Raw genomic sequence first — 24,507 nt, forward strand, 5'->3', positions numbered from 1 at the left:
GCGGAATTCCCCGTCGGAAACTATTCGCGGTGCCCGGAACCAGCCGGGGAAGATTCCCGGTCAGGGCGCGTGCCGTACAGTACGCCCCCCTGTTCAGAAGACGGTAAGAATTCGATCTGAGGAAGGTCTGAGAAGGGTCTGAGAAAAGACCGGGACGGGGCGGGACCCTCCAACGAAAGTGCGGCGCGGAGAGGTTCGGGAACCTCTCCGCGCCGCACGGTCGGCAGCAGCCGCGGGACCAGCCGTCGGACCTACTCGAACGGGTCGAACTCGTCGTAGGCGCGCAGGGAGTCGTCGCGCTCCGCCTGCCGGTCGTGCCGGCGCTGCGCGGCGGGACGCGGCGCGTCGAAGCGGTGGTCCTCGCCACGGCGGCCCAGCATCTCCGCGCCGGCCATGACCGACGGCTCCCAGTCGAAGACGACCGCGTTGTCCTCGGGGCCGATGGCGACGCCGTCGCCGCCGCGGGCGCCCGCCTTCATCAACTGGTCCTCGACACCGAGGCGGTTGAGCCGGTCGGCAAGGTAGCCGACGGCCTCGTCGTTGTTGAAGTCGGTCTGGCGGACCCAGCGCTCGGGCTTCTCGCCGCGCACCCGGAACAGCGGCTCGCCGTCGATCTCCTCGCGGGTGACGGTGAAGCCCGTGTCGTCCACGGCCTTGGGGCGGATGACGATGCGCGTCGCCTCCTCCTTCGGCTTCGCGGCCCGCGCCTTCGCGACGAGCTCGGCGAGGGCGAACGACAGCTCCCGCAGGCCGATGTGGGCCACGGCCGACACCTCGAAGACGCGGTAGCCGCGCTCCTCCAGGTCGGAGCGGACCATCTCGGCGAGGTCCTTGCCGTCGGGCACGTCGACCTTGTTCAGGACGACGATCCGCGGACGGTTGTCGAGGCCGCCGTACTCGCGCAGCTCCGCCTCGATGGTGTCGAGGTCGGAGACCGGGTCGCGGTCGGACTCCAGGGTCGCGGTGTCCAGGACGTGCACCAGCACGCTGCAGCGCTCCACGTGCCGCAGGAACTCCAGGCCGAGGCCCCGGCCCTGGCTGGCGCCCGGGATGAGTCCCGGCACGTCGGCGATGGTGAACACGGTCGAACCGGCCGTCACCACACCGAGGTTGGGCACGAGGGTGGTGAAGGGGTAGTCGGCGATCTTCGGCTTGGCCGCGCTGAGCACGGAGATCAGCGAGGACTTGCCGGCGCTCGGGTAGCCCACCAGCGCGACGTCGGCGACCGTCTTCAGTTCCAGGACGATGTCGCCCAGGTCGCCGGGCTCGCCGAGCAGCGCGAAGCCGGGCGCCTTGCGGCGGGCGGAGGCCAGCGCGGCGTTGCCGAGGCCGCCCCGGCCGCCCTGCGCGGCCACGTACGACGTGCCGTGCCCGACGAGGTCGGCGAGCACGTTGCCCGCCTTGTCGAGGACGACCGTGCCGTCCGGCACCGGCAGGACCAGGTCCTGGCCGTCCTTGCCGGAGCGGTTGCCGCCCTCGCCGGGCTTGCCGTTGGTGGCCTTGCGGTGCGGGGAGTGGTGGTACTCGAGCAGCGTCGTCACGGACTGGTCGACCGTCAGGATGACGTCGCCGCCCCGGCCGCCGTTGCCCCCGTCGGGGCCGCCGAGCGGCTTGAACTTCTCCCGGTGGACGGAGGCACAGCCGTGGCCTCCGTTACCCGCGGCGACGTGCAACTCGACGCGGTCCACGAAGGTGGTCATGGTTGGTGCCTCCAAAAATCAAGGGTGTTTCCTGGGTAACACGCGAAAGGCGGACCCGCCTTCCCGAACGGGAAGTGAGGTCCGCCTCGCGAAAGCGTGCGGTCTGTGCCCGACTCAGGCGACCGGAACGATGTTCACGACCTTGCGGCCACGGTGGCTGCCGAACTCCACCGCACCGGCCTGCAGCGCGAACAGCGTGTCGTCGCCGCCGCGGCCGACACCGGCGCCCGGGTGGAAGTGGGTGCCGCGCTGGCGGACCAGGATCTCACCCGCGTTGACGACCTGACCGCCGAAGCGCTTCACGCCGAGCCGCTGGGCGTTGGAGTCGCGACCGTTCCGGGTGGACGATGCGCCCTTCTTGTGTGCCATCTGTTCTCAGTCCCTTACTTCGCAGCCGTGGGGATCTCAGTGACCTTGATCGCCGTGTACTGCTGGCGGTGGCCCTGACGACGACGGTAGCCGGTCTTGTTCTTGTAGCGCAGAATGTCGATCTTCTGGCCCTTGTGGTGGTCCACGACCTCGGCCTGGACCTTGATGCCGGCCAGCACCCACGGGTCGCTGGTCACGGAGTCGCCGTCGACGACGAGCAGAGCCGAGAGCTCGACCGTGTCGCCGACCTTGGCCGTGGAAATCTTGTCAACCTCAACGATGTCGCCGACAGCAACCTTGTGCTGACGACCACCGCTGCGCACGATGGCGTACACGCGGATCTCTCTTTCGCTCGAAGAACGGCACCCCCGCAGGCCAGCCGCCCGAAGACACCACGGGCGACCTCTCCCGGCCCGCATTGCGCCCGGGAGGAAGAGGTTTACGGGGATGTGGCATGTGCAGTGGACACGCCGACGGCCCAGGGTACGGGCCGTCGGCCGAAGGGGTCAAACCGGGCCCGCCGGGTGTGGGGCCGGTCACGCGGACCGGCCCCGCACCACGGGCGTCAGCCCTCGTCGCCGGCCGCGGAGACCGTGGTGGTCTTCTTGGCCGTCGACTTCGCGGCGGCCGTCTTGGCGGTCTTGGCCGCCTTCTTGGCCGTCGTCTTCTTGGCGGCCGTCTTCTTGGCCGCGGTCTTCTTGGTGGCCGCCTTCTTCGCCGTGGCCTTCTTGGCGGTCTTGCGGGCCGCCTTCTTGGCGGGCGCGGCGTCCTCGGCCGCCTCCTCGGCGGCCGGGGCCTCCTCGGCAGCGGCGTGCGGGGCCTCCGACGCCCGATCCGCCGGGGCGGCCTCCGCCGCGGGCGCCTCCTCCGCCGGGGCCGACGGGACGACCACGACGGCCGTCTCCTCGGCCGCGGTCGGCGCGGTGGCCTTGCGGACGGCACGCCGGCGCGGGCGGGCCGGAGCCGCGCTCTCGGCGGGCGCTTCCTCCGCAGCGGCCGGGGCCGCCTCGGCGACCGCCTCCGGGGCCGGGGCCGCGTGCGCGGTCTCGGGCACCGTCACCACGGCCGCCTCGGCCCCCGCCGGGGAACCGGCCGGCGCGGACACCTTCCGGGTCGCACGACGGCGCGTACGGCCCTTGGGCGCGGCCTCCTCGACCGCCTGCTCCGCCGGAGCCTGCGGGGCGGCCTCGGGGGCCGTCGGGTCCTCGGCGGCGACCGGCTCGGCCAGGGCCTCGGCGGCCGTCTCCGGCTGCACGGGCCGTTCGGCCTCGTCCGCCGGCGTGACGGCCCGGGCCGTGGGCGCCCCGGCCGGCTCGGCGGTGGGGGCGGGCCTGCGGCTCTCGGCCTTCGGCGTGCCGGCCGGGGCGGACGCCCGGCGGCTCGCGCGGCGCCGGGTACGGCCACGGCCGGCCGCCGCCTCCGCCTCGGCGACGCTGCTGTACAGCTCCTCGTCCGGCGTGAACTCGGGCGCCGGCAGGGCCACCGGCTCGGCGAGCTCGGCCGCGACCTCGACCGCGGTCTCGACCTCCGGCTCGACGGCCTCGCCGGGCTCCACGGCCACGGCGGCGGTCTCGTGCACGTGCTCCTGACCGTCACCGCCCCGGCCGCCGCGCTTCTTGCGCTTGCCGCCACCGCCACCGCCGACGGAGGCCGGCTGCTCGATGTGCACGATGACGCCGCGGCCGTTGCAGTGCACGCAGGTCTCGGAGAAGGACTCCAGCAGACCCTGGCCGACCCGCTTGCGGGTCATCTGCACCAGGCCCAGGGAGGTCACCTCGGCCACCTGGTGCTTCGTGCGGTCGCGGCCCAGGCACTCCAGCAGGCGGCGCAGCACCAGGTCGCGGTTGGACTCCAGGACCATGTCGATGAAGTCGATCACGATGATGCCGCCGAGGTCGCGCAGCCGGAGCTGGCGCACGATCTCCTCGGCCGCCTCCAGGTTGTTCCTGGTGACCGTCTCCTCCAGGTTGCCGCCCTGGCCGGTGAACTTGCCGGTGTTGACGTCGACGACGACCATCGCCTCGGTCCGGTCGATGACCAGCGAACCGCCGCTGGGCAGCCAGACCTTGCGGTCGAGGGCCTTGGCGAGCTGCTCGTCGATCCGGTAGGTGGCGAAGACGTCGACCTCGCTGGTCCACTTCGACAGCCGCTCGGCGAGGTCGGGCGCCACGTGCGAGACGTAGCCGTGGATGGTCTGCCACGCCTCGTCGCCGCTGACGACGACCTTGGAGAAGTCCTCGTTGAAGATGTCGCGCACGACCCGGACGGTCATGTCCGGCTCGCCGTACAGCAGCGTCGGCGCGTTGCCGTTCTTCGACTTCTTCTGGATGTCCTCCCACTGCGCCTGCAGCCGCTCGACGTCCCGGCGCAGCTCGTCCTCGCTGGCGCCCTCGGCGGCGGTGCGCACGATGACGCCGGCGTCCTCGGGGACGATCTTCTTGAGGATGGTCTTCAGCCGGGCCCGCTCGGTGTCGGGCAGCTTGCGGCTGATGCCGGTCATCGAGCCCTCGGGGACGTACACGAGGTACCGGCCCGGGAGGGAGACCTGGCTGGTCAGACGGGCGCCCTTGTGGCCGATGGGGTCCTTGGTGACCTGGACGAGCACGGACTGCCCGGACTTCAGGGCGGCCTCGATGCGGCGCGGCCCGTTGGCCATGCCGAGCGCCTCGAAGTTCACCTCACCGGCGTACAGGACGGCGTTGCGGCCCTTGCCGATGTCGATGAAGGCGGCCTCCATCGACGGCAGGACGTTCTGGACCTTGCCCAGGTAGACGTTGCCGACGTACGAGGTCGACTGCTCCTTGTTGACGTAGTGCTCGACGAGCACGCCGTCCTCGAGCACGCCGATCTGCGTGCGCTCGCCGTGCTGGCGGACGACCATCACGCGCTCGACGGCCTCGCGGCGGGCCAGGAACTCCGCCTCGGTGATGATCGGGACGCGCCGGCGCCCCTGCTCGCGGCCTTCCCGGCGGCGCTGCTTCTTGGCCTCCAGGCGTGTCGAGCCCTTGATGGACTGGACCTCGTCGGACGGCTCGGCGGCCTTGCGGGGCTCGCGGACCTTGACGACCGTGCGCTCGGGGTCGTCGGAGGACTGCTCGGCCTCGGTGGAGGCGTCGCCGGCCCGGCGACGGCGGCGGCGGCGACGGCGGCTGGAGCTGGACGAGCCGGACTCCTCCCCGCGGGCCTCCTCGTCGTCGTCCTCCTCCTGCTCGGCGGTGTCCTCGGCGTCCTGCTCGGCCTGTTCGGCGGCCGCGTCCTCGACGTCGGTGTCCTCACCGGCCTCGCCGTCGGCGGCGTCACCACGGCGGCGGCGACGGCCGCCCCGGCGGCGACGGCGGCGCGAACCGGACTCCTCGGCGCCCTCGGCCTCCTCGGTGTCCTCGCCCTCGTCCTCGGCGCTCTCCTCGGGCTCCTCGGCCTCGACGGCGCCCTGCGGCTCCTCGGCGGGCTCGGCTCCACGGCGGCGCCGGCGACGGCGCGCACCGCTCTCGGCGCGCTCGTCCGCGTACGCCTCGGTCTCCTCGTGCTCCTCCGGCTCGGCGGCCTCGGCGGCGGCCTCGGCGGCGGCGCGCTCGGGAGTCTGGAACCTCGGCTCGGTGAACACCGGCGGCTGGAACACGGCGACGGCGGGCCGGGCCGGCCGGCGCGGCGCCTCGGCCTCGGCGGTCCGGGGCTCGGCGGGTGCGGCGAAACCGCCCGCGGCCTGCCGCACGACCCGGCGGCGCCGGCGGGGACCGGCGGCCTCGTCGGAGGTCTCGGCGGCCCGGGGCGCGGTGACCCGCGGTGCTTCGGCGGCGGGGCTGTCCGCGGCGGGCTCGGTGATCTCGGTCTCCTCGGCCTGTGCGGCCTGCTCGGCCGCATCGGCGGCGACCGCGGGGGTCGTCTCCTCGGCGCCGGGGGCGCCGGCGGGCGCGGACACCCGGCGGGTGGCCCGACGGCGGGTACGGCGCGGCGCGGCCTCCTCGGCCACGGGCTCCTCCTCGGCCACGGCTTCCGCGGCGGCGGGCGCGGCAGCGGCGGCCGGGACGACCGTCTCGGCGACCTCGGCCGGCGCCGGGGACGCGGTGGGCGCGGTCGCGCGGCGGGTGGCCCGGCGGCGGGTGGGCCGTGCGGGCGCGGCCTCCTCGGCGGCGGGCGCCTCGGGCTCCTCGGCCACGGGCTCCTGCGCCACGGCCTCGGTGGCGGCGGGCACGGCGGCCGGGACGACCGTCTCGGCGACCTCGGCGGACGCCGGGGACGCGGTGGGCGCGGTCGCGCGGCGGGTCGCACGACGGCGCGTACGTCCGGCCGGGGCGGCCTCGGCCTCGTCGGCGGGGGCGGTCTCGGCCGCTGGGGCGGCTTCGGCCGGGGTCTCGGCGGACGGCACGGCCTCGGCGGCCTTCGGCGCACCGGTGGGAGCGGAGGCGCGCCGGGCGGCCCGGCGACGCGGGCGCGCGGCGGGCTCGGCCTCGTCGGCGGCGACCTGGGGCGTCTCGGCCGCGGTCTCCGGCTGCTCCGCCTTCTCCTCCGGCGCGCTCACGGCCTCGGCCGGTGCCGGGGCTCCGGCGGGCGCGGAGGCGCGGCGGGTCGACCGGCGCCGGGTGCGGGGTGCCGCTTCCTCGTCGGCCGGGGCGGTGTCGGTGGACGCCACGGCCTCGGCGGTGGCGGGCGCGACGGCGGCGGCCGGGACGACCGTCTCGGCGGCCTCGGCGGAGGCCGGTGCCCCGGCGGGCGCGGACGCGCGCCGGGTGGCCCGGCGGCGGGTGGGCCGTGCGGGCGCGGCCTCCTCGGCGGCGGGCGCCTCGGTCTCCTCGGCGATCTCCTCGGGATCCGCGGCCGGTATGGCCGGCACGGTCACCTCGGTCACCTCGGTCCCGGCGGTGGCCTCGGCGGGCGGGCCCGCCGGGCGGGAGGCGGCTCGGCGACGCCTGCGCGGCGGCAGGGTGTCGCTCGGGCTGTTCAGTTCGGAACCCTCGGTGGGTTCGGTCGGTTCGAGCATGCGGGCATTTCTCCCGTCAGGCTCCCGGGCGCCGCGCCTGGTCCGGCGCCGGTCGTTTCGACCGTTCGCCGGTGACGTCCGCGACCCGCGCGATGCGCGGTGGCCGCCTCCGGGGCGCGGGCGCCGCACGGGAGCACTCTGTGTCCTGTCTCGCCGGTTCCGTACGCCTTGTCGGTACGGCCTGGCGAAAGTCTTCTGGTCGGTGCGCTGCCCGACCCAGGTGGCTCCCGAGTACGAGGGCGGCGCTACGACGTCCGTCCTTACGCGGAACCTTCCGGCGCCGGCGCCGTCGCGGCGGCAGCGGCTGTGGCCCTCAGGGCCTCGGCTGCGTCGCGGTCGGGCGCGAGCGGGTCGGTCACCGTGCCGGTCTCTTCATCGAGCAGCCCCTGCGCCAGCCTGGTCACCGCAGCGGGGACCGGCGGCGCCAGGTCGGCCACGGCGCGGAGACCGGACAGGACGTCGTCGGGTCGTACGGCAGGCGTCACGTGCCGAACAACCAGCCGCAGTATCGCACAGGGCTGGTCGGTCGGCCTATCAGCCGGTGAACCGTGCGTTTCCGGACTCGGCGGGCTTTCCAGCCGCACGACCGCGGGGCGGGCGTCGAAGGTGCGGACGCCGTTCTTGGTCATGCGCTGCACCTCGACGGTGTCGGCCTTGGTGAAGGCCTCCACCGCGCGGGCGGCGTCGAGGGGGTCGACGCCGGCCAGCCGCAACTCCCAGACGGAGGCCGTGAGCCGGTCGGCGAGGCCCGAGGTCCGTGCCTCGACCGCGTCGACGATGTCGAGCCCGGGGGGCAGCGACTCGTCGAGGAGGGCGCGCAGGGTCTCGGGGTCGCGCGGCGCGGCCAGCGCGATCTCCAGGTACTCCGCTTCACTGCCCGTGCCGGTGGGTGCGGCATTGGCGTACGACACCTTGGGGTGCGGTGTGAACCCCGCCGAGTACGCCATGGGCACCTCGGCGCGGCGCAGCGCACGCTCGAAGGCGCGCTGGAAGTCTCGGTGGCTGGTGAACCTCAGGCGGCCGCGCTTGGTGTAGCGCAGACGAATGCGCTGCACCGCGGGTGCGGGCGGCGGGCCTTCGGGCTGTCGCTTGCCCAGTGTCCTAGTCCTTCGTGAGAGCGGTCGTACTGCTGTCAAGAGTACGTGTCGCGCGGCCCCGGAGTTCCCGGCGGCCGACGGAGGCCGGCCGGGGCGGCTCGCCGAAGAGCGCGCGCCGCAGGTCGGCGCGGGCCTGCCGCACGGTGTCGCGCGCGGTGGCCAGGGCCTGCCGCACGGACCGCCCCACCCCGCGCGCGGCCTCGGCGGCGGGCCGCAGGACGAGGTCCCGTACGAGGTGCCCGGCGGGGGTGAGGACCGTCCGGTACACCCAGCGCAGCGGCTCCACGAGAATCCACCGGAAGAGGGTGGCGAGGATCCGCCCGACGGCCCGCGAGACGCGGCCCGCGACGCGCCAGGCGTGCCCCAGGGCGTCCCCGATCTCGCGTGCGACGACGGCGAGGGCCCGGCCGGCGGGCGCGAGGAGCCGGCGCCACAGGACGAGGGCGGGCAGCACGAGCAGGACGCGGGCCGTCCGGTACAGAGCGGCCCCGAGGGCGGTGGCGACGGCGCCCACGAGCCACGCCAGGGCCCGTCCGGCCGGGGCTAGGACCCCTGCGTACAGCCACCGCGCGGGGACGACGAGCAGGTACCGGGCCAGCCAGGAGACGGCGGCGTACACGCCCGCGCCCGCGGCGGCGAGCAGCAGGCCGATGCCCCTCAGCAGCCGGGCGGCGCCCCGGCCGGCGGGGGCGAGCACGCGCGCGTACAGCCAGGCGAGACCGGCGCCGGTCCCGCGCGCGAGCCCGGCGAGGGCGTGCCCCAGCGGAGTCAGCAGGTACGTGTACAGCCACCCCAGCGGTACGGCGACGAGGACGCGCCCGAGCCAGGCCAGCGCCTTCCCGGCGGGCACGAGGACCCGGCGCCACAGCGCGGCGCAGGGCAGCACGAGGAGGGCGTGGGCGAGCAGGAGCAGGATCCGGCCGAGTGGCCGCAGCACGGCGCGGTGCAGGAACCGGCCCGCGGCGGCCAGCGCGTCCCACGCCATCCGCACCGGCAGCACGAGCACGAGGGCGACGATCCGCACCGGGACGCGGACGGCGACGGTGAGGCACCCTTCGGGCGGGGGCGGCGGTGGCGGCTTCTGCGGATCCATACCGGAGGAGACGCACCGCACGCGCGTTCCGGATCCGCACTCCCGGTTGCGGTGCCGTCACGGCGAAGGCGGCGAAAGGGTACGGACCGGCCACGTCCTGTCACCGATTGGCGGCAGCCGGGTAACACATTGACCCGCGCACGCCAAAGTCATGGTTTCCGGCCAGCCTGACTGATTCGATGGGCGCGCACGTCAAGAATCCCTGGGGGGACGAGAAAACATGAACTGGTACCTCGAAGTACTCAAGAAGTACGCCGTGTTCAGCGGCCGCGCGCGCCGCAAAGAGTTCTGGATGTTCACGCTGTTCAACCTGATCATCGTCGCCGTGCTGGCCGGCCTCGCGGTCGGCACGAAGTCGGGCGTCTTCTGGGCGCTGTACGGCATCTACGGCCTGGCCGTCCTGCTGCCCGGCTGGGGCGTCACGGTCCGCCGCCTGCACGACACGAGCCGGTCCGGCTGGTGGATGCTGTTCTACATCGTCCCGATCGTGGGCCCGATCACGCTGCTCGTCTTCCTCGCCAGCGAGGGCAAGGCGGAGCCGAACCAGTACGGCCCGAACCCGAAGTACGTCGCGGCCGCCTGAGCCGGACCCGACTTCGCGCAAGGCCCCGCCGGAACCTTCCGGCGGGGCCTTTCCGCCGGCCGCCGCCGGGCGCTACAGGTCCTGTTCGGTCCAGATGGTCTTGCCGGTGGGGGTGTAGCGCGTGCCCCAGCTGTGGGTCATCTGGGCGATGATGAACAGGCCCCGGCCGCCCTCGTCGTCGCTCGCGGCGTGCCGAAGGTTGGGCGTGGTGTGGCCGGTGTCGGAGACCTCGCAGATCAGCGAGCGGTCCCGGATCAGGCGCACCTGGATCGGCCCGCCGACGTAGCGGATGGCGTTGGTGACCAGCTCGCTGACGATGAGCTCCGTGGCGAAGGCCAGCTCCTCCAGGTCCCAGTCCCCGAGCTGTTTGCGGACGGCGGTGCGGATGGTGGCCACCGCCGTGGGGTCCGGGGGCAGTTCCCACTGGGCGAACCGGCTCGGGTCGAGCAGGCGGGTGCGTGCCACGAGCAGGGTGGCGTCCACGTCGACGGGGCCGGGCAGCAGGGTGCTGACCGTGCGGTCGCACAGTTCGTCCAGGGGCCGTCCGCCGTCCGCGAGGACTCCGGCCAGCTGCGCGAGACCGTCGTCGCGGCCGTCGGCCGCCTGCAGCAGGCCGCCCGTGAAGAGCACGACGACGCTGCCCGGCGCCAGCTCCAGCTCCGTGCTCTGGTAGGGCGGGCCGCCGACGCCCAGCGGCGGTCCGGGCGGCAGCCGCGGGAAGCGGACGGCGCCCGTGTCCGGTTCCACCACCGCCGGCACCGAGTCCCCCGCCCGCGCCAGGCTGCACCTGCCGGAGACGGGGTCGTACACCGCGTACAGGCAGGTCACCCCCTCGGCCTCGTCCGAGCGGCGCGCCGGACGGCCCGGGTCGCGGCCGTCCTCGTGCTGCTCGTACGCCGTCTGCTCGACCAGGTCGCCCAGGCGGGACAGCAGTTCGTCCGGGGTCAGGTCCAGCCGGGCGAGGACGCGCACCCCCGTGCGCAGGCGGCCCATGGTGGCCGCGGCGCGCAGGCCGTGGCCGACCACGTCCCCGACGACCAGGCCGACGCGGGTGCCCGACAGCGGGATGACGTCGTACCAGTCGCCGCCGACCCCCGACCCGCTGTCGGCGGGCAGGTAGCGGCTCGCCGTGTCGAGGGCGGTGTGCGGCGGCAGGTGGGACGGCAGCAGGCTCCGCTGGAGCTTGAGGGTCACGCTGTGGCCCCGTGTGACCAGGGGCATCAGCAGCAGGCCGAGCAGCAGGGCGCCGAGCCCCACGGCGGTGACCCCGCCGGTCGGCCCCACCAGCGGCAGGTTCACGCTGGTCGCGCCGTACCCGGGATCGGCGTAGACGAAAGTGGCGTACACGAACAGGCAGGCCATGACCAGCCCGCCCAGACCGGGCAGCACGCCCTTGAAGACCAGGTCCCGGATGCTGCGGGTGAGGACCCCGCGGTGGTACCAGAGGCAGGCGAACCCGGTCAGGGCGTACTGGAACGTGATGGCGAGGCCGACCGAGTCGATCGAGTCGGCCAGCACGTTCCCGCTGAACGAGGACAGCAGGACCAGGAAGCCGATCGAGACCGCGCCCATGCCGACGGTCGACCAGGTCGGCGTCAGGAACCTGCGGTGCACCCGCGCGAACCGGGCCGGCAGGGCCTTGTGGACCGCCATGGAGAACACGGTCCGGGACAGCGGCAGGATGGTGGTCTGGGTGGAGGCGAGCGCCGAGGTCAGCACCATGAGGATCAGCAGTCTCGTCAGCACCAGGCCCACGTCGCTGCCCCCGAAGACGGCGCTGCCCAGCCCCGAGAGCACATCGTCCGAGTTGCCGGGGTCGCCCAGGCCGACGCCCGAGGAGCCGACCCCGGCGAAGGCCTGCGCCGCGGTGGTCACCAGCCCGTACATGACCAGGAGCAGCACGGTCGACAGGATGGCGGCGCGCCCGGGGATGCGGGTGCTGTCGACGGTCTCCTCGTTGATCGAGACCACGGTGTCCCAGCCCCAGTAGATGAAGACGCCCGCCAGGACCCCCGAGGTCAGGGCCCTGGAGGAGGACACCTCGAAGGGGTTGAACCAGGAGGCGGAGACGTGGATCGCCGTCGGGGGCGGGTCGGTGTAGACCCTGGTCAGCGCGGCGACGGCGAAGACGAGCAGCATGCCCGCCTCCAGGCACAGCAGCCAGCGCTGGACGGCGGCCGAGAACTCGATGCCGACGTAGCAGACCGTCGTCATCACGGCGATCCAGACGACGCCGGCCACGGTGGTCCACAGCCGGTCGTCGGCCAGCGCGTCCAGGCCCACCAGGCGGAAGCTGTACGACCCGGCGATCTCGGCGAGGCTCGCCATGACGATGACGTCGGCGACGACGATGCCCCAGCCGCCCATCCAGCCGGTCCGCGGGCCGAAGGCGCGCGTCGCCCAGGTGTAGGTGGTGCCGCAGTCGGCGTCGCTGGCGTTCAGCTCCCGGAAGGCGTACGCGACCAGCAGCATCGGCAGGAACGACAGCATGACGACGATCGGGGACTGCAGCCCGACGGCCACCACGATCAGCCCGAGCGTCGCGGCGAGGCTGTAGGCCGGGGCGGTGGACGCGACCCCGATGACCACCGACGACAGCAGGCCCAGGGCATCGCTCTTGAGCCCCTTGCGGCCGGCCCCCGTTCCCGGAGCGGGACGACCGGCAAACCCGGCGCCACCAAAGTGCCTCACACTTGATTGCAACGCCGCGCCGGTCCCCCGCGCAACCGCGCCCGGGCCGGGTCAGTGGCCGCCGACCGTGAGTTCGTAGTCGCCGATCAGGTCGCCGAGCAGGGTTCCGGCGGTGAGGTCACTGGAGACGTGACCGGCCATGTACAGCCGCGAGTAGAGCACTTCCGCCTGCATCCACCGGTAGTCCTCGGCCCGGTGCGGGAAGAGGGCGCTGAGGAAGGTGACGGCCGCGGCGGACCGGGTGGCGTGCCGGGAGGGGTAGGAGTAGGGGCCCTTGGCTCCGGGCTTGATGTGCTTCTCCGGACGCAGGGAGGGGTCCAGGACGAACGGCGCCGGCTGCTTGTCACGGGCGGCGACCTGGTCGCTGACGGTCTTCGCCAGCTTCAGGGCCGCCTTGAGCTGGGCCTTGTCCGCCGTGCCCTGCGTCTTGGGCAGGAGTTCGCGCTGGTCGTGGAGGTACAGCTTCCAGATGTCCTTCTTGCCGTTGAGCTCCAGCCAGGTGGCCGCCTTCTTCCCGGCGGCCGTGCGGGTCCTGGCGAGCTTCTGGTCCTGCCGGAGTTCGGCGGTGCGCTCCGCGGCGGTGGGCGGCGCCGGGACCTGGCGGGCCGCCCAGGCGACGAACGCCTTGTCGTCGCGGGCGGTGCCGTGCGCCTTCTTCCACTGGGCGAAGAGGGCGTCGGCCTTGGCGCGCTGGGCGGCGGCCTGCTTGCCGATCGCCGCGACGTCGGCGTCCGTGAAGAGGGCCGGGGGCGGGTTCTGCTTGATGCGGTCGGTCGCCGACAGCTTCTTCTTCGAGGCGGCGGCCGCGGGGGCCGAAGCCGGCCGCAGCAGGCCGAACGCGGCGGCCGCCACGGCGAGCAGGGCGATGACGGCGTACTGCCATCTGATGCGGCGCAGGGCGTTCATGCGGCAGGAGTCCTTTCGAGGAGCGGTGCGGGACGTGCCGTTGCGGTGAAGTGGGTACGGGCGAGACGGCGTACGTCGTTGTCGGGCAGGCCCGGGGTGAGCAGGGACTGGCCGACGATGTACTTGGAGAGGGAGACGGGCCGGGCACCCAGGCGCAGCAGCAGCCGGTCGGCCGGGGCCGGCCGGGCGCCGCCCTTGGTCTCGACGAGGACGTGCCCCGGGTCGAGCGCGGCGGTGCGGTCCCCCCGGTGGCAGGTGAGGAGGCCGTCGAGGGTGACGCGCGTTCCGTGGCCGAGGTCGGCGAGGGCCGCGCGGACGTAGCGGATCTCCGCCGCCGGGGAGAGCGACGCGGCGGTGACGGCGACGTCCGCCCGGCGCAGCACGTCGTCGACGAACCCGGCGGCCGTGTCGTCGAGCCGGCCGTAGGCGTGGGCCGGTGCCTTGAGGGCGTGTTTGACGGTGGCGCCGCGGCCGTCCTTCGTCTTCACCTCCACCCGGCACAGCGCGTCCTCGGCGTACAGGCGGGTGCGGACCTTCCAGCGCCGGCGGCGGCGCTGGACGTGGGCCCGCCAGGCGCCGAGCCGCTCGGTGTCGAAGTAGGTGCTGAGGTAGCTCGTCGTACGGCGTCCGCCGAGGTCGAGGACGTGGTGGGTGTCGGCGAGCCCGTCCACGAGGAGGCGTGCCCGGTCCAGGGGCAGCAGGTACTTGCGGTCGGTGCGGTGCTGGAGCGCGGCCGCCGCGTCCACCTCGGCGAGCGTGGCGCCGCGCAGCCCGGCCAGCCCGAGGTCCGCCGCGAGGGGGGAGGCGGGCTTCATCAGGCGGTCACCTGTTCGCGCGGCGCGCCGTCCCCGGCGGGGGCGGGCTCGTCCGGCAGGGCCGGGTAGCGGGCGGAGACCCGGGTGGTCTCGCGGACGTAGTCGACCTCGTCGACCTCGACCGACACCGGGGCCTGCCCGAAGCGGAAGGCGACGTCCTGGGCTATCAGGGACGGATCGTCGTAGACGCGGTCCAGGGTCAGCTTCACCGTGCGGGTCGGCGGCCGGTAGGCGCGGGAGTCGTCGACCAGCAGGACCGCCACCAGGACGACCGCGTCCAGCGCGATGACGAGCCAGCTGTCGCGCTGCGGGAGCCCGGTGCACAGGGCCATGACCAGGGCCACGAAGGTGTAGGCGACGTCGCGCAGGGTGAACGCCGCGCTGCGCAGCCGGACCAGGGAGAGGATGCCGAAGAGGCCGAAGCCGACCCCGGCCGGGAACCTGCCCGCGCTGATCGTGCTCATCGCCGCGAACAGACCGACGTTCAGCGCGACCAGGACCAGCGGCATCGCGGGTGCGCTGGGCCGGCGCCGGTACAGCCAGCCGACCAGGATCAGCAGGGCGACGACGTCGATGCCGCCGCGTGTGGTGAGGTCCGTGGGTGCGATGTGCTGGGTGATGCCCTTGGCGGCGAGCACCAGTGCGTCCATGACTGTGACCGTCCCTTCCGTCCCGGCACGTCGGACGGCGGACCGGCCGCGGTCCGCGGTGGGGCCGCGACTTCGAAGGACGGTAGGGATGTCACATGAACAGACCATGAAGCTTTTCGGTCGTGTCCGGGCGCGTTCGGCAGGCCGTTAGCCTGGCCGGTATGCACTACCTGGTCGTCGACGACGAGACCCGCCTCACCGACCTCGTCGTCCGCTACCTCACCGAGTCCGGACACACCGCCGAAGGCCGTTACGACGGCCCCACCGGCCTGGCCGCCGCCCGCGACCCCCGCCTGGACGGGATCGTCCTGGACGTGATGCTGCCGGGGCTGGGCGGCGTCGAGGTGTGCCGGACGCTGCGCGGCGAGGGCGTCGACGTCCCCGTGATCCTGCTCACCGCGCGCGGCGCGATCAGCGAACGCGTCGCCGGACTGGACGCCGGCGCCGACGACTACCTGGTCAAGCCGTTCGCCATGGAGGAACTGCTGGCCCGGCTGCGCGCGATATCCCGGCGCCGGCCCGACAGCACCGGCCGCCTCCAGGTCGGCGACCTCGTCCTCGATCCCGCGCAGCAACGGGCCTGGCGGGCGGGCACGGAGCTCGACCTGTCCCGGCGGGAGTTCGCCGTGCTGCGGGTGCTGATGGAGAACGCCGGCCGCGTGGTGTCCCGGCTCCAGCTGCTGGACGAGGTCTGGGACGGCGAGACGGACCTGCGCAGCAACGCCATAGACGTCCACGTCTCCAAGGTGCGCGCCAAGGTCGACCGCGCCTTCGGCCGCACGACGATCACGACCCTGCGCGGACGCGGCTACCGCCTGGAGATCATCCCGTGAGCACGCTGGCCCGGCCGCCGGCCTGGTTCGGGCGGCTGCCGGTCGTCACCCGTCTCGTGCTGGCCGTCGCCGTCACCATGTCACTGGTGCTGACCGGGACGGCCGGGCTGGTCTACTGGCGGGTCCAGGCCGCCCTCGACCGGCAGCTGCACGACGACCTGACCGCCTACCAGCATGGCCTGGACCGGGCCGTCCGCGCCGGCACCGCCCTTCCGCCGGGCCCGAGCGGCAGCCACTACCAGGTCCTCGACACCCGGGGCCGTGTCCTGAAGTCCAGCCACGCCGTACGCCACCGGGCCCTGCTCACCGCCGCGGAAGTCCGCTCCGCCGCACGCGGGCACGCCGTCCGGCGGGACATCGGCTCCCTGCTGCCGATCACCCCGGACACGCTGCGCCTCCAGGCCAGGCGCGTCCGGACCGGGGGACGCACGCGCATCGTCGTGGCGGCCGTGCAGCGCGGGCACCGCGACGAGGCGCTGCGGGAACTCCTCGCCCAGCTGGCGATCGCCTCCGGCCTCACGCTGGTCGCCGCCTCCTACGTCGGCTACCGCACCGCCCGCGCCGCCCTGCGCCCGGTCGAGCGCTACCGCAGCGGCGCGGCCACCCTCGCGGACGGCACCCACCACCTGCGCCTGGACGTGCCCACCGACCGCGACGACGAGATCACCCGGCTCGGCCACACCCTCAACCGCATGCTCGACCGCCTGGAGGCCTCCGCGGCCCGCGAGCGCCGGTTCGTCGCGGACGCCAGCCACGAACTGCGCACCCCCCTGTCGCTGCTGCGGGCGGAGGTGGACGTGGCGCTGCACCGCCCCCGCTCGGCCGGGGAGCTCACCGAGACCCTGCGCTCCGTGGACGCCGAGGTGCAGCGGCTGATCGACCTGTCCAACGCCCTGCTGGACCTGGAGGAACTCGGCGGCACCGGCCACATCACCCGGGCGCCGGTCCGGCTCGCCGACCTCGTCGGCACCGCGGTGGCCCCGCACGTGCGCACCGCGGAACGGGCCGGACGCGCCCTGGCCGTCGACGCGGCGGACACCGCGGTCGCCGTCGACGCCCGGTGGCTGGTGCCCGCCCTCGGCAACCTGGTCGACAACGCGCTGCGCCACGGCCGGGGCACCGTCCGCCTCACGGCCGCCGTCCGGGAGGGCCGACTGCGGCTGGACGTCACCGACGAGGGTCCCGGCTTCCCGCCGGAGTTCCTGCCCCGCGCGTTCGACCGCTTCGCCCGTGCCGAGGCGAGCCGTACCGGCGAGGGTTCGGGGCTGGGCCTCGCCTTCGTCCAGGCGGTGGCCACCGCCCACGGCGGCACGGTCCGCGCCGAGAACACCGGCCGGGGCACGGAGGTCGCCCTCGACCTGCCGTACTAGGTCCTGTCCGGACGTACTCGGGTCGGCGCCCGGTGCGGCGAGTGGGGGCACCTCCCACGCCCTTCAGGCAGTGGGGGAGCGTGCATGGCGTCGTGGGGCAGGCGGGAGTTCGACGACAGGGCCTGGGTCCCTAGCTGCTGCGGGCCACCGCCTCGGCTCCCGGGACGGCGTTCCTGCGCTCCTTCAGGTGGGCGTGGCCCATGAGGCCGAGGAGGACCAGCAGGAGCACGGCGGACGAGCCCGCCGTACCGAGGTCCAGACCGCCCTTGGCGACGGGCTTGGTGAGGAAGTCACCCGCGGTGGCGCCGAGCGGGCGGGTGAGCACGAAGGCGATCCAGAACAGCAGGACGTTGGGGACGGCCGGGACCCGCGTGAGCAGCAGGAGCACCACCAGCAGTCCCGAGACCAGGAGCGCGCCGCCCAGGTAGCCGAGCCCGGAGCTGTCGGACAGGAAGTCCCCCATGGACGTGCCGAGCGTGTTGGAGACGAGGATCGCCGACCAGAAGAGGGCCTCGCCGCGGAACGTGGTGATGTCCCGGATGACGAACGTCATCCCGCTGAGCTTCCAGACGGTGAAGATGACGACGAGGACCGAGACCAGGATCGCGGCGCCGGCCGGGTAGCCCAGTCCCAGGCCCTGGGGACCCCGGCCCAGCGAGGTGGCCCCGCCGGAGAGGTACTCGGCACTGGCGTCCCGGTTCATGAAGTCGGACATCGTGGTGCCCGCCATGCTGGTGGACAGGATGACGGTCCAGTAGAAGAAGGGGTTGTACCGCCGGGAGGCGAGCTGGACGACGAGCGTGACCACGAAGACCAGGAACAGGGCGATCGTGGTCAGGAAGTAGCCCAGCCCCATCGTCTGGGAGAAGAGGTCGCCGGCCGTCTCGCCGAGCGTCGTCGCGGCGATCTTCATGATCCAGAAGGCGAGGGTGACCTCCGGCAGCTTCTTCATGACGTAGGTGCCGGTGCCCGCGGCCTCCCGGTCGGTGAGCAGTTCCGAATCGTCCATGGTGCTGACTCCCGACATCGCGGCGAACAGGCGGACTTGGGTGGTTTCGCCTGTCTTCAGCGTCCGCCAGGCCGGCCTGCCGGGCGGGTTGCGACACGGTGCCGGGCCCGCTCGACCACTCGGCCGGGTGGGGTGTCTGGCGCAAGATCCGGAAAGTCACTAACATGCGCACGATCCGGCCACAGTCGGGTCGGTCAGGCAATCTCCCCCGGCAGAACGGGAACGCACTCCGCCGCGCGAGCCCTGTTCGCCTCTAGGAGGGAACGGTGTCGTAGTCCCGTAGGCTCTCAAGTCGCCTCACTGGCTGGTTTCCATCGACCACCCACTACAGGACGTGGCCCATCCGGTCGAGCACCGTTGATCCCTCACAGGGAAGTAGTTCACGCCGCGGCAGGGAGATCTATCTAGTGAAAGACGTCGGGTCGGTGCGAACTGCCGCGTTCCGGGGAGACGAGTCCCGCCCCGGCGCCTTCCAGGCCAGCGCGAGCATCGTGCAGGCGGGCTTCTTCTGCTGGGAGATCGCCACGGGCGAGATCTCCTGCGATCCGCTCACCCTCGCCCTGCACGGCATGCCCGAGCACGGCCCGTCGGACATCACCGACTTCCTGGCCGCGGTGCACGAGTCCGATCTGGCCGACGTGCGCGACGCGTTGGGGCTCATAGCCAAGAGCTGCGGCAACTACCAGATCGAGTACCGCGTCACCTCCGGCGACGGCCGGCACCGGTCCCTGGAGGCCCGGGGCCGCGTCCTGCCCGGCGCCGACGGGCAGCCGGCCCGCATGGTCGGCGTGGTCATGGACACCACGGCCGTCCACGAACGCCACGAGGCGGAGCGACGGCGGTTCCACGAGCGCGCCACCCGTGACCGCTGGATGCGGGAGCTGACCGCGGCCCTGGCCGCCGCGGTGACGGTCAGGGACATCATGGCCGCCGCGCAGGCGGGCCTGCGCGCCTTCGGAGCGGACGCGCTGGCGGTGATCGCCCCGGAGGGCAGCCGGCTGACCGTCGTCGCCTCGTGCGCCGACGACGAGCAGGGCGAGGCCTCCCCGCGCGCCCTCGACGCCACGGCCCGCACCCTCGTGGAGGAGTCCCTCGAGCGCAGGGCGCCCGTTCTCGTCGGCTCCGCGGACGCACTGGTCACCGACCGCCCGCACCTGGCGCCCCTCGCGCGGCCGGCCCCGCAGGCGTGGGCGGCACTGCCGCTCACGGACTCCCGCGGCCGCGCCAGTTCCTGCCTCGTCAGCTTCCCCGAGCCGCAGGAGTTCCTGCCCGAGGAGCGGGCCCTGCTGGTCGCCGCCGTGGGACTGCTCGCCCAGTCACTGGAGCGAGCCGGCATGTACGAGTCGGAACACGCGCTCGCCACCGAACTCCAGCGCGGCATGCTGCCGCGCGGACCGCTCACGGTGCCGGGCGTGACCATCGCCGCCCGCTACCAGGCCGCCACCTCCGGCATGTGGATCGGCGGCGACTGGTACGACGCCATCAGCCTGCCCGACGGCGGGGTGGCCCTGGTCATAGGAGACGTGCAGGGACACAGCGTCCACGCCGCGTCCCTCATGGGGCGGCTGCGCACCGCCGTGCACGCCTACGCGAACGAGGGACACCCGCCGGCGGCCGTGCTGGAACGCACCAACCGCCTGCTGACCGAGCTGAACACCGACCCGGACCGGGCCCTGTTCGCCACCTGCTGCTACATCGCGCTGAACCCTGCCGACGGCACGCTCCGGGTGTGCCGGGCGGGCCATCCCGCCCCGGCCCTGATCACGCCCCGCAGGCCGCCGCGCCTCCTGGAGGTCCCCGGCGGCCTGCCGCTGGGGATCGACCGGGAGCAGCGGTACCCGACCACCCGTCTGCGCGTCGCTCCGGGCAGCGTGCTGGCGCTGACCACCGACGGCCTGCTCGAAGCCGTGGACAAGGACATCGACCAGGGCACCGAGAGGTTCCTGCGGGGTCTGCGGGGCGCCCCCACGGCGGACCTGGAGACCGTCGTCGACGGCCTCCTCGCCGGTACCCGGCGGCCGCACGGCCCGGGCGACGACGTCGCCGTGCTCCTGGCCCGCCTGAACCGGCCCGGCCGCCGCGGCTGACCCGGTCCCGGCCCACCCCCGTCCGCAACAGGCCTGTGCGGCGGGGTACTTGAAGACGTAACGAGACCTCTGTCCAACACCGCCGCCGGGCACGGTAATTTACGTCGGTGGCCGGACTGCCTGGTCATGGCAGGGAATCACCGGGAAGCGAGCTGACGTATGGACACATTCCGGATTCCGGACCTCTGCATACCCGTACCGGCAGCGCTCAATCCGGAGCTCCGGACGGCCACGGCCGCCACCGACGCGTGGCTGGACGAGTTCGGCCTGGTGCCCACCGAGGAGGCGCGCCGCCATGTGCAGCGCACCCGTGTGGACCGGCTCACCGCGTGGCTGTGCCCGAACGCCTCCGCGGAGGCGCTGACACTGATCACCCAGTGGAACGCGTGGCTGTTCCAGTTGGACGACCAGTTCGACGACGACCCGGTGCGCGGTTACCAGCCCGAGCGGTGGCGGGAGGCGTTCGGCCCGTTGTTCGCCGTCTTCGACGGAACCGTCGCGGCCGGGCGGCTGGCGCGGTCCCTGGCCGATCTGTGGCGCCGTACGACGGCCGTCCGATCGTCCGCCTGGCAGCGGCGCTTCGTCCCGCACCTGCTGTGGTACTTCGACAGCTACCGCGCCGACATGATCCACCGCGAGGAAGGGCGCGTACCCGGCCTCCAGCAGTATCTCGCCCACCGCCGCGCCTCGTTCGCGTTCGACGCCGTCCTGGACCTGATGGAGATCGGCACCGGGGTGGACCTGCCCGACCGGCTGCACGCGAACCCGGCGTTCGCGGACATGCGGGAGGCGGTCATCTACGCGAACGCCTGCGTCAACGACCTGTACTCGCTGCGCAAGGAACTCGCGCACGACTACGCGTTCAACGCCGTCACGGTGATCGGCCACCACCACCGGTGCGACCTCCAGGAGGCGGTGGACCGCGTGGCCGCGATGCAGGCCGGATACGTCCAGCGCATCCTCGATCTCGAACAGGTCCTGCCCGAGCGCCTGACGCGGGCCGGCCTCGCCGACGACGTCGCCGACGACGCGCTGCGCTGCGTCAGGGACTTCCACGCGCTCACCGCCGGGAACGTCGCCTGGTCGAAGGAGACCGGACGCTACGCGGAGATAGAGGCCCAACCGACCTATCTGGCAGACCTGTTCATTCCGTAGGAACCGTCGGTCACCGGCCCGGCTCCGGAGCGGCGCGCCCGGCGAACAATTCCGTGCACGCCCCTTGACCCCCCATACCTACCAGTCAGTACGCTCACGCCACCTCAAAGACACCGGTGTCCTCTCCCCTGTGCGGCCACGGCGAACCGGCCTCTCGCCGTGCCGCCGCACGCCCGCCGGCGCACCTCCCGCAACCCGGGAGACGCGCCGGCGCCGTCCCCGCCAGAGGCGCCGCCCAGCGCTTCACGACCCCACCGAGAGTGCATCGTGAACAAGACCCTCATGAGCGCGGCCGCCGCCGCGGCCGGCGCCCTCCTCGCCGTGCAGGCGTCCCTCCCCGCCCACGCCGCGAGCGGCTCCACCTTCGGCTCGACCAGCAACCCCGTGCTGTTCGTGCACGGTTACACCGGTGCCGGCAGCAACTGGGACACCATGGCGAGCCGCTTCAAAACCGACGGCTGGCCGTCCTCGTACCTCGACCAGTGGTCCTACGACTGGCGCCAGTCGAACGCCACGACCGCCCAGCAGCTGTCCACCGAGGTCGACCGCCTCCTCGCGGCCACCGGCGCCACCAAGGTCGACATCGTCAGCCACTCCATGGGCGGGCTGTCCTCGCGCTACTACCTGAAGAACCTCGGCGGAGACTCCAAGGTCGACGCCTGGGTGTCCCTGGGCGGCCCGAACCACGGCACCGACAGCGCCAACACCTGCTTCGACACGTCCTGCACCGAGATGCGCATCGGCTCCAGCTTCCTCACCGCCCTCAACTCCGGCGACGAGACACCGGGCACGCCCCGCTACGCCACCTGGTGGTCGCCCTGCGACACGGTGATCAACCCGGACAGCTCCGTCTCCCTGTCCGGCGCGGCCAACACCCAGACCTCCTGCCTCAGCCACACGGGCCTGCTCACCGACGCGACGGTCTACGCCCAGACCCGGAACATGATCAATTCCTGACCCCTCCATCGGCCTGCCCCAGGTTGCCCGGCCCGCACCCCTCCTTCACGCTCGGTCATGACAGCGCTCACCCGCGACAGAAGGAGAATCCGCATGATCGTCAACTTGCTCGGTGATGTCCTCGCCATCCTGGGCTGCCTGCTCTGAGACAGCCGAAGAACCCCTTCGACGGAACACCGGTCGGCGAGCACCGGTGGACCTGCCCCGGCCGGCCCCGTACGACAGCACGGGGCCGGCCTCGGGCCGTGTCCGACACGGCATCCGGACCGGGTGCTCCCGCCGGTCGGCGGGGGTGACATCAGCCGGTCGGCGGGGTGCTTCCGGAAACTCGCCAGGTCTGGTGGGACGGCCCGTCGGTCATACCTCAGGGCATGACGCTGAACGCACCGTCGGCAGCACCGACAGACGTGTCGAACGACCGCGAGAGGACAGGCTCCCCCGCTTCGACGGGCAGACCCTCGCCCGCCCCCTTCGACGCGATCTCCTTCGTCTTCGCCCAGAGACCGTCCACCGGGCGGCTCGTCGGCATCGACCTCGCGCGCGGCCTCGCGGTCTTCGGCATGTACTCCGCGCACGTCGGCCCGGACGTGACGGTGGGCGGCCCGATGGGATTCCTGCTGGAGGCGGCACGGGGACGGTGCTCCGCCCTCTTCGCGCTGCTGGCCGGTTTCTCCCTGATCATCATCACCGGCCGCCCGTGTCCGCGGACCGGGCGCGCCGGCCGGCAGGCGGTGGCGCGGGTCGTGATCCGCGCCGTCGTCCTGGCGGTGCTCGGCTATGCGCTGACGGCCCTGGACACCGACGTGGCCGTGATCCTCAGCTTCTACGGCCTGCTCTTCCTGGCAGTCCTCCCGCTGCACCGGCTGCGGGCCGGGGCACTGGCCCTCGTCGCCGCCGCGGGCGCGCTGGTCATGCCTCCGCTGCTCTACGTGATCAGGAACTCGATCGAGCAGGGGCACTGGGCGGACGCCGTCATCGCCCGGGATCCGCTGGCCCGTATCACCGGCACGGACGGTTTCGTCGAGCTGCTGTTCACCGGCGAGTACCCGGTGCTCACCTGGATGCCGTTCCTGGTCGCGGGCATGGCCGTGGCCCGGCTGGACCTCACCCGCCCCGGCACGCGCTCCCGGCTGGCCCTCGCGGGAGGGGGGCTGGCCCTGCTCGGCTACGGCGGTTCCTGGCTGGCCCTGCGTCTGGTCCCGCACGCCCTCTCCACCGTCGCGGCCGCCACGGACGGCGGGTCGGCGTCCTCCGCCTGGTGGTCCGACACCGTCGGCGACCCTGTGAACCACACCCCGCTCGACTGGCTGCTGGTGGCGGCGCCGCACAGCCAGACGACCTTCTCCGTTCTCGGGAACACGGGCGTCGCCCTCGCGGTGGTGGCCGGGTGCCTGACCGTCGCCGACCGGATGCCGCGCCTCATGCGCCTGGCCGGACCCGTCGCGGCGGTCGGCACAATGGCGCTGACGGTGTACGTCCTGCACATCGTCGCCCTGTGGTTCCTCACCGACGCCTGGCGCGTGCCGGCGATCGAGGACGGGTCCCTGAACGCCCTGCCGGTACTCCTCGGCTTCATCCTGGCGGCGACGATCCTGGCCATGGTCTGGACTAGTACGTTCCGGCGCGGCCCGCTGGAGTACCTGCTGCACCAGGCCACCCGTCCTGCCCGCTGCGTGGGGCCGAGGGCGACGCGGGCTTCATCACCGGGTCGGGCCGAGCACCTCGTCGGCGCTGCGCGGCTCCGTGCGCGGTTGCTGGTTCAGCTTGTGGCGCGCGATGGAGGACCGCCGGTAGACCTCCTTGCGGGCCCGCATGATGTTGCCGAGGGGAGCGTGCTCGGCGGTGACCCTCCAGGGCGTGAAGGACAGTGAGTCCATCTTCTCCAGGTTCTCCGGGCCGGAGATGTCCTGCCGGGGCAGCCGCAGCTTGGCCACGGTGACGGACGGCGAGAGCCGTTCGGGCCACTCCACCGTGGTGTCCTCCACCGGCATGCGCTCCAGATCGGTGCAGAGCTGGATCTGGATGTCGAAGGTGTAGGGCCGCTCCCGCAGCTCGGCCTCCAGGGCCGGCCGGAACACCTCCGCCGCCGAGGCCGGGTCGACGGCGCGCCGCACCACCGCGGCGGCGGAGTCCGGGTCGGGGGTGATGCGCACCTTGGCGATGTAGTCCCCGTGCCGGACCGCGCCCATCGTCCAGTAGCTCGACAGCAGCAGG

At 73.3% G+C, this 24,507-nt stretch carries 18 protein-coding genes; 7 read left to right on the forward strand and 11 right to left on the reverse strand.

Going from position 1 to position 24,507, the window contains the following annotated elements:
• Positions 1-251: 251 nt before the first annotated feature.
• The 6 genes from obgE to AQJ66_RS18510 all read right to left on the reverse strand — a co-directional run bounded on the left by obgE (position 252) and on the right by AQJ66_RS18510 (position 9,237).
• Complete coding sequence (gene obgE, locus AQJ66_RS18485; protein ID WP_061922953.1) at positions 252-1,700, reverse strand: GTPase ObgE; 1,449 nt, start codon at positions 1,698-1,700, stop codon at positions 252-254.
• A gap of 114 nt (positions 1,701-1,814) precedes the next feature.
• Positions 1,815-2,069 carry a 50S ribosomal protein L27 gene (rpmA, locus tag AQJ66_RS18490; RefSeq protein WP_061922958.1) on the reverse strand — a complete coding sequence of 85 codons (255 nt, stop codon included), beginning with the start codon at positions 2,067-2,069 and terminating at the stop codon, positions 1,815-1,817.
• Between the two features lie 14 nt (positions 2,070-2,083).
• Positions 2,084-2,404 (reverse strand): 50S ribosomal protein L21, encoded by a 321-nt coding sequence (gene rplU / locus AQJ66_RS18495; RefSeq protein ID WP_061922961.1) that lies wholly within the window; start codon positions 2,402-2,404, stop codon positions 2,084-2,086.
• Positions 2,405-2,634: 230 nt separating this feature from the next.
• Entirely contained in the window at positions 2,635-7,047 is a 4,413-nt protein-coding gene (locus tag AQJ66_RS18500; protein ID WP_208611391.1) for an Rne/Rng family ribonuclease, read from the reverse strand.
• Positions 7,048-7,307: 260 nt separating this feature from the next.
• Positions 7,308-8,102 carry a TIGR03936 family radical SAM-associated protein gene (locus tag AQJ66_RS18505; protein WP_061922964.1) on the reverse strand — a complete coding sequence of 265 codons (795 nt, stop codon included), beginning with the start codon at positions 8,100-8,102 and terminating at the stop codon, positions 7,308-7,310.
• Positions 8,103-8,148: 46 nt separating this feature from the next.
• The gene (locus tag AQJ66_RS18510; protein ID WP_061922967.1) at positions 8,149-9,237 is read right to left on the reverse strand and encodes a hypothetical protein; all 1,089 of its coding nucleotides are present in this window, start codon (positions 9,235-9,237) and stop codon (positions 8,149-8,151) included.
• Positions 9,238-9,457: 220 nt separating this feature from the next.
• On the opposite strand from AQJ66_RS18510, the gene AQJ66_RS18515 reads away from it, so the two are divergent.
• Entirely contained in the window at positions 9,458-9,820 is a 363-nt protein-coding gene (locus tag AQJ66_RS18515) for a DUF805 domain-containing protein (protein WP_061922969.1), read from the forward strand.
• 72 nt (positions 9,821-9,892) lie between these two features.
• Here AQJ66_RS18515 and AQJ66_RS40095 read toward each other — a convergent pair whose 3' ends face one another.
• Genes AQJ66_RS40095 through AQJ66_RS18535 form a run of 4 tightly spaced genes read right to left on the reverse strand, consistent with a single transcriptional unit; the run spans position 9,893 to position 14,882 of the window.
• The gene (locus AQJ66_RS40095; protein WP_079060276.1) at positions 9,893-12,511 is read right to left on the reverse strand and encodes an amino acid permease; all 2,619 of its coding nucleotides are present in this window, start codon (positions 12,509-12,511) and stop codon (positions 9,893-9,895) included.
• A gap of 51 nt (positions 12,512-12,562) precedes the next feature.
• Positions 12,563-13,417: a phosphatase PAP2 family protein gene (locus AQJ66_RS18525; protein ID WP_061922975.1), complete on the reverse strand. Its 855-nt coding sequence runs from the start codon at positions 13,415-13,417 to the stop codon at positions 12,563-12,565.
• Complete coding sequence (locus AQJ66_RS18530) at positions 13,414-14,232, reverse strand: VTC domain-containing protein (protein ID WP_061922978.1); 819 nt, start codon at positions 14,230-14,232, stop codon at positions 13,414-13,416. The genes AQJ66_RS18525 and AQJ66_RS18530 overlap by 4 nt, the downstream gene beginning before the upstream one ends.
• Positions 14,232-14,882 (reverse strand): DUF4956 domain-containing protein, encoded by a 651-nt coding sequence (locus AQJ66_RS18535; protein ID WP_061922981.1) that lies wholly within the window; start codon positions 14,880-14,882, stop codon positions 14,232-14,234. Before AQJ66_RS18535 ends, AQJ66_RS18530 begins: the two co-directional genes overlap by 1 nt.
• A 161-nt stretch (positions 14,883-15,043) precedes the next feature.
• On the opposite strand from AQJ66_RS18535, the gene AQJ66_RS18540 reads away from it, so the two are divergent.
• Both AQJ66_RS18540 and AQJ66_RS18545 read left to right on the forward strand, forming a co-directional pair.
• Positions 15,044-15,715: a response regulator transcription factor gene (locus AQJ66_RS18540; RefSeq protein WP_061922984.1), complete on the forward strand. Its 672-nt coding sequence runs from the start codon at positions 15,044-15,046 to the stop codon at positions 15,713-15,715.
• Positions 15,712-17,085 carry a HAMP domain-containing sensor histidine kinase gene (locus AQJ66_RS18545; protein ID WP_061922986.1) on the forward strand — a complete coding sequence of 458 codons (1,374 nt, stop codon included), beginning with the start codon at positions 15,712-15,714 and terminating at the stop codon, positions 17,083-17,085. Before AQJ66_RS18540 ends, AQJ66_RS18545 begins: the two co-directional genes overlap by 4 nt.
• A 130-nt stretch (positions 17,086-17,215) precedes the next feature.
• Here AQJ66_RS18545 and AQJ66_RS18550 read toward each other — a convergent pair whose 3' ends face one another.
• Positions 17,216-18,094, reverse strand: a complete 879-nt coding sequence (locus AQJ66_RS18550; RefSeq protein ID WP_061922989.1) for a COG4705 family protein — start codon at positions 18,092-18,094, stop codon at positions 17,216-17,218.
• Between the two features lie 425 nt (positions 18,095-18,519).
• On the opposite strand from AQJ66_RS18550, the gene AQJ66_RS18555 reads away from it, so the two are divergent.
• The 4 genes from AQJ66_RS18555 (at position 18,520) to AQJ66_RS37370 (ending at position 24,164) form a co-directional block, all read left to right on the forward strand.
• A complete protein-coding gene (locus tag AQJ66_RS18555; protein WP_159052581.1) occupies positions 18,520-20,181 on the forward strand; it encodes a SpoIIE family protein phosphatase in 1,662 nt (553 codons plus the stop codon).
• Between the two features lie 159 nt (positions 20,182-20,340).
• A complete protein-coding gene (locus tag AQJ66_RS18560) occupies positions 20,341-21,336 on the forward strand; it encodes a terpene synthase family protein (RefSeq protein ID WP_061922997.1) in 996 nt (331 codons plus the stop codon).
• A 282-nt stretch (positions 21,337-21,618) separates the two neighbouring features.
• Positions 21,619-22,293 (forward strand): esterase/lipase family protein, encoded by a 675-nt coding sequence (locus tag AQJ66_RS18565; RefSeq protein ID WP_061923330.1) that lies wholly within the window; start codon positions 21,619-21,621, stop codon positions 22,291-22,293.
• 371 nt (positions 22,294-22,664) lie between these two features.
• Entirely contained in the window at positions 22,665-24,164 is a 1,500-nt protein-coding gene (locus tag AQJ66_RS37370; RefSeq protein ID WP_244162858.1) for a DUF418 domain-containing protein, read from the forward strand.
• The last annotated feature ends 343 nt before the right edge of the window (positions 24,165-24,507 follow it).

The sequence above is a fragment of the Streptomyces bungoensis genome (assembly GCF_001514215.1).
Classification (GTDB): Bacteria; Actinomycetota; Actinomycetes; order Streptomycetales; family Streptomycetaceae; genus Streptomyces; species Streptomyces bungoensis.

What these genes read in the sequence shown, in the direction of transcription:
- AQJ66_RS18540 (WP_061922984.1), top strand. Translation starts at nt 15,044, where the DNA reads ATGCACTACCTGGTCGTCGACGACGAGACCCGCCTCACCGACCTCGTC.
- AQJ66_RS18510 (WP_061922967.1), bottom strand. Translation starts at nt 9,237, where the DNA reads ATGGATCCGCAGAAGCCGCCACCGCCGCCCCCGCCCGAAGGGTGCCTC.
- rpmA (WP_061922958.1), bottom strand. Translation starts at nt 2,069, where the DNA reads ATGGCACACAAGAAGGGCGCATCGTCCACCCGGAACGGTCGCGACTCC.
- AQJ66_RS18500 (WP_208611391.1), bottom strand. Translation starts at nt 7,047, where the DNA reads ATGCTCGAACCGACCGAACCCACCGAGGGTTCCGAACTGAACAGCCCG.
- AQJ66_RS18560 (WP_061922997.1), top strand. Translation starts at nt 20,341, where the DNA reads ATGGACACATTCCGGATTCCGGACCTCTGCATACCCGTACCGGCAGCG.
- obgE (WP_061922953.1), bottom strand. Translation starts at nt 1,700, where the DNA reads ATGACCACCTTCGTGGACCGCGTCGAGTTGCACGTCGCCGCGGGTAAC.
- AQJ66_RS18525 (WP_061922975.1), bottom strand. Translation starts at nt 13,417, where the DNA reads ATGAACGCCCTGCGCCGCATCAGATGGCAGTACGCCGTCATCGCCCTG.
- AQJ66_RS18515 (WP_061922969.1), top strand. Translation starts at nt 9,458, where the DNA reads ATGAACTGGTACCTCGAAGTACTCAAGAAGTACGCCGTGTTCAGCGGC.
- AQJ66_RS18535 (WP_061922981.1), bottom strand. Translation starts at nt 14,882, where the DNA reads ATGGACGCACTGGTGCTCGCCGCCAAGGGCATCACCCAGCACATCGCA.
- AQJ66_RS18530 (WP_061922978.1), bottom strand. Translation starts at nt 14,232, where the DNA reads ATGAAGCCCGCCTCCCCCCTCGCGGCGGACCTCGGGCTGGCCGGGCTG.
- AQJ66_RS37370 (WP_244162858.1), top strand. Translation starts at nt 22,665, where the DNA reads ATGACGCTGAACGCACCGTCGGCAGCACCGACAGACGTGTCGAACGAC.
- AQJ66_RS18565 (WP_061923330.1), top strand. Translation starts at nt 21,619, where the DNA reads ATGAGCGCGGCCGCCGCCGCGGCCGGCGCCCTCCTCGCCGTGCAGGCG.
- AQJ66_RS18550 (WP_061922989.1), bottom strand. Translation starts at nt 18,094, where the DNA reads ATGGACGATTCGGAACTGCTCACCGACCGGGAGGCCGCGGGCACCGGC.